The organism is Kitasatospora nipponensis (assembly GCF_039528135.1).
GTDB classification, from domain to species: domain Bacteria; phylum Actinomycetota; class Actinomycetes; order Streptomycetales; family Streptomycetaceae; genus Kitasatospora; species Kitasatospora nipponensis.
Genome location: NZ_BAAALF010000268.1, coordinates 1 through 8,282, shown reverse-complemented (window position 1 = coordinate 8,282; position 8,282 = coordinate 1). Strand labels below are relative to the sequence as shown.

The window sequence follows — 8,282 nt, the reverse complement described above, 5'->3', positions numbered from 1 at the left end:
GCTCTGGGACCTGACCTGCGGGCGGCAGGTCGGCGAGCCGATGACCGGCCACGCCCACCAGGTCCGCGCGGTGGCGACCGCGGTGCTCGACGGCCGTCCGCACGCCCTCTCCAGCGGCGACGACGGCCTGCTGCGCCACTGGGACCTGACGACCGGGCGGCAGGTCGGTGAGGTGCTGGGCGGCCACACCGACGCGGTCCACGCCCTGGCCCTGCTGCTGGTGGAGGGCCGCCCGCACGCGGTGACCGGCAGCGCCGACGCCACGGTGCGGCTGTGGGACCTGAACGCCGGCGAGCAGGTCGGCGAGCCGATGACCGGTCACGGCGGCGCGGTGAACGCGCTGGCCACCAGCCGCGTCGACGGCCGCCCGCGGCTGTTCTCCGGCGGCGAGGACGGGACGGTGCGCGGGTGGGACCTGACCACCCGTGAGCCGCTCGCCGGCCCCGTGCCGTTCCCGCAGCCGATCCGGGCCCTGGCCGGCGCGCCGGACGGCCGGCTGGTGGTCGCCTTCGGCCGCGAGCTGGCGGTACTGGCCCGCCGCTGACCCGGCCCCGAGCCGGCTCAGCGCTGCTGCAGTCGGGGGAAGACCACCTCGTCCAGCACCAGCCCCACCGCCACCGCCACCGGCACCGCCACCAGCGCGCCGACGATGCCCAGCAGCGCGCCCCCCACCAGCACCGCCAGCACCGTCACCACCGGGTGCACCGCCACCGCGTACTTCATCGCCCGGGGCATGATCAGGTAGTCCTCGGCCAGCCGGAAGAAGACGTAGAAGGCGGCCGTCCCCAGCGCCACCGGGAACGAGACGACCAGCGCCACCAGCGAGACCACCACGCCGCCGATGGTCGAGCCGACCACCGGCACCAGGTCCATCAGGGCGACGAAGACCCCGAGCACGGCCGGGTAGGGCACGCCCCAGCCCTCCAGCCACAGGAAGGTGGCCAGGCCCGCGACGGCCGAGGTGGCGAGGTTGGCGAACATGAAGCGCCCGGTGCGGGCCACCACCTCCTCGACCAGCGCCTCGACCCGCGGGCGCCTGCTGGCCGGCACGAAGCGGTAGCCGTAGGCCTTGATGGTCGGCAGGCCGGCCAGGAAGTACAGGGTCAGCGTGGTGACCACCGCGATGGCGGTCAGCGCGTCCAGCACCAGCTGCCCCGCGTCCAGCACCCCGTTCAGCACGGTGGCCGCGTTGCCGCCGTTGAGCTCGTGCTCCGCCCGGTCGACCAGGTGGTAGCGGTCCTCCAGCCGGCCGAGCGCCGACTGGTGGTCGTGCAGCTGCTGCAGCCAGCCCGGCACCGCCCCGGCCAGCTCGTTGGCCTCCGCGCTCAGCGGCGGGATGACCAGCGCCAACACCCAGGCCAGCGCCGCCAGCACCGTCAGCACCAGGACCGCCACCGCCCAGGCCCGCGGCAGACCGCGCCGGATCAGCCAGGTGACCAGCGGCTCCAGGCTGATCGCGAGGAAGAGCGCGAGCAGCACGAGGGTGAGCAGGCCGCCGATCCGCAGCAGCGAGTGCACCAGCAGGTAGGCGAGCAGCGCGCCGAGCGCGAGGCCGAAGCCGATCGGGAACCAGGTCCGGCGCACCGGGACGCCCGGCTCGGTCACCGCCGCGATCCCCGCCCGCACGGTCGCGCGACGCGCCCGCGTGGAGGTGCGCGTGTCTGACATCCGGAACCCCTCACCCGACGGGCCGTCAGCCGCCGGGTGTCCACGATGCCATGGAGTCACCGGCGGCGCCTTCGCAGCGGGTCCGTGCGACCGGGGCGTGGTGCGAGTACGGTCGGAGCAGAAAGAGCCAGGCCAGGACGGTCGGGCCGCAAGGAGGCGCAGCGATGACCGAGGCGGCGGACAGGGCGGCGAGCGGTACCGTGCGGGACGGCGCGGCGTCGGACGGTACGGCGCGGCCCGGCGCGGCGCCGGAGGGGCCCGCGGTGCGGTGCGTGCCGGCGATCCCGAGCTGGGTGAGCCTGATGGCCAGCGACCTGGACGCCGCGCAGGCCTTCTACGGTCCGCTGCTCGGCTGGAGCTTCCGCCCGGGCCCGGACCGCTGGGGCCCCTACGTGCGCGCCATGGTCGGCGGCGTCGCGGTCGCCGGGCTGAGCGCCTCGGCGGACCTGCAGCTGCCGGTGAACTGGACCACCTACTTCGGGGCCGAGAACGCGGACGTGGTCGCCGAGCGGGTGCGGGCCCGCGCCGAGGAGGTGGCGATCGGTCCGCTGGGCTTCGACGACGGACGCCTGGCGATCGCCGCCGACCCGGACGGCGCGCCGTTCGGCATCTGGGAGGGCGGTCCGGCGATGGGCCCGACGCTGCGCTCCATCCCCGGCGCGCCGGTCTGGATCGAGCTGCGGACCTTCGACGCCTTCGCCGCCGCGCTCTTCTACGGCGAGGTCTTCGCCTGGGACAACCGCGACCCCGACGAGCTGGAGACCCGCTGGGAGCACGACCGGGTGGTGCTGCGCACCGAGCGGCAGAGCGTGGCCGCGCTGGCGGTGGCCACCGACCCCGAGGCCCGGCCCAGCTGGAACGTGTACTTCTCGGTCCCGGACGCGGACGCCGCCGTGGAGCTGGCCGAGGGGCTCGGCGCCGACGTGCTCGGCGAGGTGCTGGACACCCCCTACGGCCGGGTGGCGCACCTGCGCGACCCGCAGGGCGGCCGGTTCTCGCTGCTCAGCGCCAAGCAGGACTGACCCGGCCCGGGGCCCGGGGGGCTCGTCCGACAAGCCCTACCGAGGTCCGAGCGCCGGACGAGCGGGGCGTGGCCCGATCGGGGGCACGCCGCGCACGGATGCGGCCGTTCGGGCGAACTCGTGGTCCCGCCGGGTGGCAGACGGCCGGCCCCGGGGTGCCGCTCGATGAAGATCGTGCAGAACGTCGAGGATCACCGACGATCATCGAGCCGAAGGAGGCCCCATGGAACGCGAAGGCGGAGCCACTGTCGAGTCCGGCGTCAGGCCGGAGCAGGTCCAGCGCCGGATCGGCGAGGAGGTGGAGCCGGCCGACCCCTTCGACCCGTTCGACCGTGGCGACACCGAGTGGTACGCGGTCCTCGGCGAGGACTGAGCCGCCGCGGTGGGGAGCGGCCGCCCCGGGGGTGAGGCCGGCCGCGCCCCACCCCCGCCACCGCGCGGCGGCCGCCCTCAGCCGGCCGCCACCCAGACCGTGGTGGTGTTGCAGAACTCCCTGATGCCGTGCGCCGACAGCTCCCGCCCGTACCCGGAGCGCCGCACCCCGCCGAAGGGCAGCGCCGGGTGCGAGGCGGTCATGCCGTTGAAGAAGACGCCACCGGCCTGGATGTCCCGCACGAAGCGCTCCTGCTCCGCCTCGTCGTGGGTCCAGACGCTGGAACTCAGGCCGAACGGCGTGTCGTTGGCCAGCTCGACCGCGTGGTCCAGGTCGGTGGCCCGGTAGACCGTGGCGACCGGCCCGAACGCCTCCTCGTGGTGGATCCGCATCCGCGCGCTCACCTCGGTGAGCACGGTGGGCGGGTAGTACCAGCCCTCGCCCAGCCCCTGCGGGTAGGCGCCCCCGGTCTCCGCCTTGGCGCCCAGCGCCAGCGCGTCGGCGACCAGCTCGGCCAGCTCGTCGCGGCCCTGCCGGGTGGCCAGCGGACCGACCTCGGTGCCCTCGTCCATCGGGTCGCCCATCCGCAGCGCGCCCATCGCGGCCGTGAAGGCGGTGGTGAACTCGTCGTAGACGTCGGTGTGCACGATGAACCGCTTGGCCGCGATGCAGGACTGCCCGTTGTTCTGCACCCGGGCGGTCACCGCCGTCCGGGCGGCCGCCTGCACGTCGGCCGAGGGCAGCACCACGAACGGGTCGCTGCCGCCCAGCTCCAGCACCGTCTTCTTCACCTCGTCGCCGGCCACCGAGGCCACCGACCGGCCGGCCCCCTCGCTGCCGGTCAGGGTGGCCGCGGCCACCCGCGGGTCCCGCAGCACCCCCTCCACGGCGCCGGAGCCGATCAGCAGGGTCTGGAAGCAGCCGTCCGGGAAACCGGCGCCGCGGAAGAGGTCCTCCAGGTAGAGCGCGGTCTGCGGCACGTTCGAGGCGTGCTTGAGCAGGCCCACGTTGCCCGCCATCAGCGCGGGGGCGGCGAAGCGGATCACCTGCCAGAGCGGGAAGTTCCACGGCATGACGGCCAGCACCACGCCCAGCGGGCGGTAGCGCACCCAGGCCCGCGAGGCGCCCGCGTCCGCGACGTCCGCGATCGAGGGGTGCTCGTCGGCCAGCAGCCCCGGCGCCCGGTCGGCGTACCAGCGCATCGCCTTCGCGCACTTGGCGGCCTCCGCGCGGGCGGCCACCAGCGGCTTGCCCATCTCGGTGGTCATCAGCCGCGCGATGGTCTCCCGGTCGGCGTCCAGCAGCTCGGCCGCCCGGTGCATCAGTTGCGCGCGCTGGCCGAAATCGGTCAGCCGGTACTGCGCGAAGGTCTGCGTCGCGCGGGCCAGGCGCTGCTCGACGGCCTCGGCCGAGTACGGCTCGAAGGTCCGAAGAGTCTGTCCAGTCGCCGGGTTGACGGTCGCGATCGCCATCGGTCGCCTCCTGAGGGCCGCTGCGGACGGCGCACGCGGCAGCAGGCCGCGGGCCGGTGACACACAGGATCGAGAGTAGCGGGGCGGGCGGCGGGTGCATGCTGGAAGACATGCCCGAGGGAGACACCGTTTTCCGCACCGCCGCCCAGCTGCACGAGGCGCTGGCCGGCCGACTGCTGACCACCGCCGAGCTGCGGGTGCCCGCGCACGCCACCGCCGAGCTGACGGGGCGCCGGGTGCTGGAGGTGGCGCCGCGCGGCAAGCACCTGCTCACCCGGCTGGAGGGCGGCCTGACCCTGCACACCCACCTGCGGATGGACGGCCGCTGGCTGCTCCACCGGCCCGGCGAGCCGTGGAGCGGCGGGCCGGCCCACCAGGTGCGCGCGGTGCTCGGCACCGCGGAGTGCGTCGCGGTGGGCTACCGCCTGCCGGTGGTCGAGCTGCTGCGCACCGAGCACGAGGAGCGGGCCGTCGGCCATCTCGGTCCGGACCTGCTCGGCCCCGACTGGGATCCGGACGAGGCGCTGCGCCGCCTGGCCCTGGCCCCCGCCCGGCCCACCGGCGAGGCGCTGCTCGACCAGCGCAACCTGGCCGGCATCGGCAACGTCTACGCCAACGAGCTCTGCTTCATGGCCGCCGTCACCCCGTGGACCCCGGTCGGCGAGCTGCCCGCGCCGCAGCGGCTGCTCGCGCTGGCCCAGCGCCTGCTCCACGCGAACCGGCTGCGCCCCGGTCACGTCACCACCGGGGAGACGCGCCCCGACCGCAGCCACTGGGTGTACGGCCGGGCCGGCCTGCCGTGCCGCCGCTGCGGCAGCACGGTGCGCACCGCCACCCAGGGCCTCGCGCCGCAGCAGCGGGTGGCGTTCTGGTGCCCGCGCTGCCAGTCGGGCCCGGCACCGCAGGGGGGCGGTAGGGTCGGCCGGCATGGATGATCTTCAGCAGACGATGACCGAGCTGAGCCAGGCGCTGCGCTCGCCCGACCCGGTGGTCCGCGACGAGCGGGCCTACCCCGCGCTGCGCGCGCTGATACCGCGCCTGGAGCCGCAGCAGCGGCTCGAGTTGGGCGACGCGATGGCCGAGCGGTTCGAGGACCCGCAGATCCAGGCGCGCACCTTCGCGCCGCTGATCCTGGCGGCTCTGGTCGAGCAGGGCAGCTACGCGCCGCACTGGGTGGCCGCGTTCGCCCGCTGGTACCCCGCCGAGCGGGACCTGCGCGGCTACGACGGCGAGCTGGGCTGGCTGCACGCCGTGGCGCACGGCGCCGACCTGCTCGGCGCGCTGGGCCTGCACAGCCCCGCCGACCCGGCCGCCCTGCTGGAGCTGGGCGCGGCCCGGATGCTCGCACCGGCCGGGCAGCTCTGGGACGCGATGGAGGACGAGCGGCTCGGCTACGCGCTCGCCCGCACGCTGACCCGCCCCGAGCTGACGCCCGCCCAGTCGGTCGACTGGCTGGACGCGGTGGCCGCCGACTTCCTGGCCGGCGAGCCGGGCCCGGTGCCCTACCACGCCAGCAACACCCTGCGGACGCTGTGGATGCTGGCCCTGTGTGCCGAGCGCGGGGTGCGCACCGAGCGCCACGGGGACGGTGAGCGGCGGCAGTTGACCCACCGGGAGGCGGTGCGCGGGCGGCTGGTGGAGGTGCTGGCGATCATCTCGCCGTACCTGGCCTGAGCGCGCGCCGGGCTCGACCCGTGCTGCGCTCGGCCGGTGCTGCGCTCGGCCGGTGGGCTCGGCCGGCGCCGGGCTCAGCTCGCGCTGCGCTCGGCCGCCGGGCGCCGGCGGCGGGCCGGATCGGCCAGCGCCGGCGCCCGCCAGACGCCGTCCGGCTGGTAGACGTCGGTCCCGGGCGGCACGATCGCGTCGATCCGGTCGAGGGCGGCGTCGTCCAGGGTGAGCGCGGCGCCCTTCAGCAGGCCGTCGAGCTGCTCGTGGGTGCGCGGCCCGAGGATGACCGAGGTGACGCCCGGGTGGGCCAGCGGGAACGCCACCGCGAGCTCGGGCAGCGAGCAGCCGAGGTCCCCCGCGAGCTCGACCAGCTCCTCGACCACCCGCAGTTTGGCGGCGTTCTGCGCGATCGCCGGGTCGAAGCGGTGCGGGGTGAGCGCGGCGCGCCCGGCGGTCAGGTCGACGGGCCGGCCCTCGCGGTAGCGGCCGGTCAGGAAGCCCGCCGCGAGTGGCGCCCAGGTCAGCACCCCCATGCCGTAGCGCTGGCAGACCGGCAGCACCGACGCCTCGATGCCACGGGCCAGGATCGAGTACGGCGGTTGCTCGGTGCGCAGCCGTTGCAGACCGCGGCGCTCGGCCACGTGCTGCGCCTCGACGATCTCCTCGGCGGGGAAGGTGGAGCAGCCGAAGGCGCGGATCTTGCCCTGCCGCACCAGATCGCCGAGGACCGAGAGGGTCTCCTCGATGTCGGTGGACTCGTCCGGGCGGTGCACCTGGTAGAGGTCGATCCGGTCGGTCCGCAGCCGGCGCAGGCTGTCCTCCACCGCGGTGAGGATCCAACGCCGCGAGTTGCCGCCGCGGTTGCGGCCCTCGCCCATCGGGAAGTGCACCTTGGTGGCGAGCACCACGTCGTCCCGGCGGCCGTGCAGGGCCTTGCCGACGATCTCCTCCGACTCGCCGGCCGAGTACATGTCGGCGGTGTCGACGAAGTTGATCCCCTGGTCGAGGGCGGCGTGCACGATCCGGGCGCAGTCGTCGTGGTCCCGGTTGCCGACCGCGCCGAACATCATGGTGCCCAGGCAGTACGTGCTGACCTCGATGCCGGTGCGGCCCAGGGTGCGGTAGCGCATTGGTCGTCCTCCTGCGGTGCTGGTGCGGTGCTGGTGCGGGGGCCGGGGACGGGCAGGCGGCGGGGCACGAGTGGGGCGCCGCGGGCCGCCGCGCGGTGCCCGGCAGCCGCACTCTAGGAGGTGGAGCGCACTCGAAGTCAACCGTGCTCGGGCGGGCCGGACCGGCTCGGGACGGCCGGGCGGTAGACCAGCAGGCCCCCTTCGAGCGCGCCGAGCTCCAGCGCGTCGGGCGCGGGCAACGCCTCGCCGTCCAGGCTGAGATGACGCACCTTCTGGAGACCGCCCAGCCGCAGCCGGGTCAGCCGGGCGGTGCGGTAGACCGGGGTCCGGTCGAGCGCGCCGGTCAGGAAGGCCAGCACCAGGCGCAGCCGCGCGAAGCGGTGACCGGCGTCCACCAGGCGCACGTCGAGCACCCCGGCGTCCAGGCGGTCGCGGGTGGACGGTGCCATCCCGTGGCGCCGGTAGCGCCCGTTGCCGGCGAAGAGCAGCCAGACCCGCCGCCGCTCGCCGGCGATCTCCAGCTCGGTGGGCTCGGCGGCGGGCAGCAGCCGGGCCACGGCCAGCGCGAGGGCCGGCCACTTGCCGATCCGGTGTTCCCAGCGCTCGCGCAGCCGCACCAGGTCGGGGTAGATGCCGATGCTGAAGGTGTTGAGGAAGACCCGGTGCCGCTCACCGCCCGGAGCCCTCAGCACGCCGAGGTCCACCGCGACGCCGGCGCCGGCCAGGACCGCCTCGGCGGTGGCCGCGAAGTCCTCGATGCCGGCGTCGGCGGCGAAGTGGTTGAGGGTGCCGCCGGGGAAGACCGCGAGCGGCAGCCCGTGCTTGGCGGCCAGGGCCGCCTCCAGGTTGACCGTGCCGTCGCCGCCGCAGACGCCCAGCGCGCCGCCCTCCGCGCGGGCCCCTCCCGCCCCCCCGGCCCGCAGGGCGGGCAACTCCTCGCCCTCCTCGC

Annotated in this window: 9 protein-coding genes; 5 read left to right on the top strand and 4 right to left on the bottom strand. The window is 75.5% G+C overall.

From position 1 onward, the window contains the following. On the top strand, window positions 1–544 hold a 544-nt coding region (locus ABD323_RS37765), incomplete at its 5' end, for a WD40 repeat domain-containing protein (RefSeq protein WP_486327162.1). A gap of 17 nt (window positions 545–561) precedes the next feature. On the opposite strand, the gene ABD323_RS37760 is transcribed toward ABD323_RS37765, so the two are convergent. Further along, window positions 562–1,668, bottom strand: coding sequence for an AI-2E family transporter (locus tag ABD323_RS37760; RefSeq protein ID WP_344446624.1), 1,107 nt, complete (start codon window positions 1,666–1,668; stop codon window positions 562–564). Window positions 1,669–1,832: 164 nt separating this feature from the next. Here ABD323_RS37760 and ABD323_RS37755 point away from each other — a divergent pair, with 164 nt between their 5' ends. Both ABD323_RS37755 and ABD323_RS37750 read left to right on the top strand, forming a co-directional pair. Beyond that, window positions 1,833–2,690, top strand: coding sequence for a VOC family protein (locus ABD323_RS37755; RefSeq protein ID WP_344446623.1), 858 nt, complete (start codon window positions 1,833–1,835; stop codon window positions 2,688–2,690). A 223-nt stretch (window positions 2,691–2,913) separates the two neighbouring features. After that, entirely contained in the window at window positions 2,914–3,063 is a 150-nt protein-coding gene (locus ABD323_RS37750; RefSeq protein WP_344446622.1) for a hypothetical protein, read from the top strand. A 77-nt stretch (window positions 3,064–3,140) separates the two neighbouring features. Here ABD323_RS37750 and ABD323_RS37745 read toward each other — a convergent pair whose 3' ends face one another. Beyond that, window positions 3,141–4,535 (bottom strand): NADP-dependent succinic semialdehyde dehydrogenase, encoded by a 1,395-nt coding sequence (locus ABD323_RS37745; protein WP_344446621.1) that lies wholly within the window; start codon window positions 4,533–4,535, stop codon window positions 3,141–3,143. Window positions 4,536–4,645: 110 nt separating this feature from the next. On the opposite strand from ABD323_RS37745, the gene ABD323_RS37740 reads away from it, so the two are divergent. Together ABD323_RS37740 and ABD323_RS37735 are read left to right on the top strand one after the other, a co-directional pair. Continuing rightward, window positions 4,646–5,470, top strand: coding sequence for a DNA-formamidopyrimidine glycosylase family protein (locus tag ABD323_RS37740; protein WP_344446620.1), 825 nt, complete (start codon window positions 4,646–4,648; stop codon window positions 5,468–5,470). Further along, window positions 5,463–6,209 carry a DUF2785 domain-containing protein gene (locus tag ABD323_RS37735; protein ID WP_344446619.1) on the top strand — a complete coding sequence of 249 codons (747 nt, stop codon included), beginning with the start codon at window positions 5,463–5,465 and terminating at the stop codon, window positions 6,207–6,209. The genes ABD323_RS37740 and ABD323_RS37735 overlap by 8 nt, the downstream gene beginning before the upstream one ends. 74 nt (window positions 6,210–6,283) lie before the next feature. Here the strand turns inward: ABD323_RS37735 and ABD323_RS37730 are convergent, their stop codons facing one another. Next, window positions 6,284–7,333, bottom strand: a complete 1,050-nt coding sequence (locus ABD323_RS37730) for an aldo/keto reductase (RefSeq protein ID WP_344446618.1) — start codon at window positions 7,331–7,333, stop codon at window positions 6,284–6,286. A gap of 137 nt (window positions 7,334–7,470) precedes the next feature. After that, window positions 7,471–8,282, bottom strand: an 812-nt coding sequence (locus tag ABD323_RS37725; RefSeq protein WP_344446617.1) for a diacylglycerol/lipid kinase family protein, incomplete at its 5' end; no start/stop codon positions are given.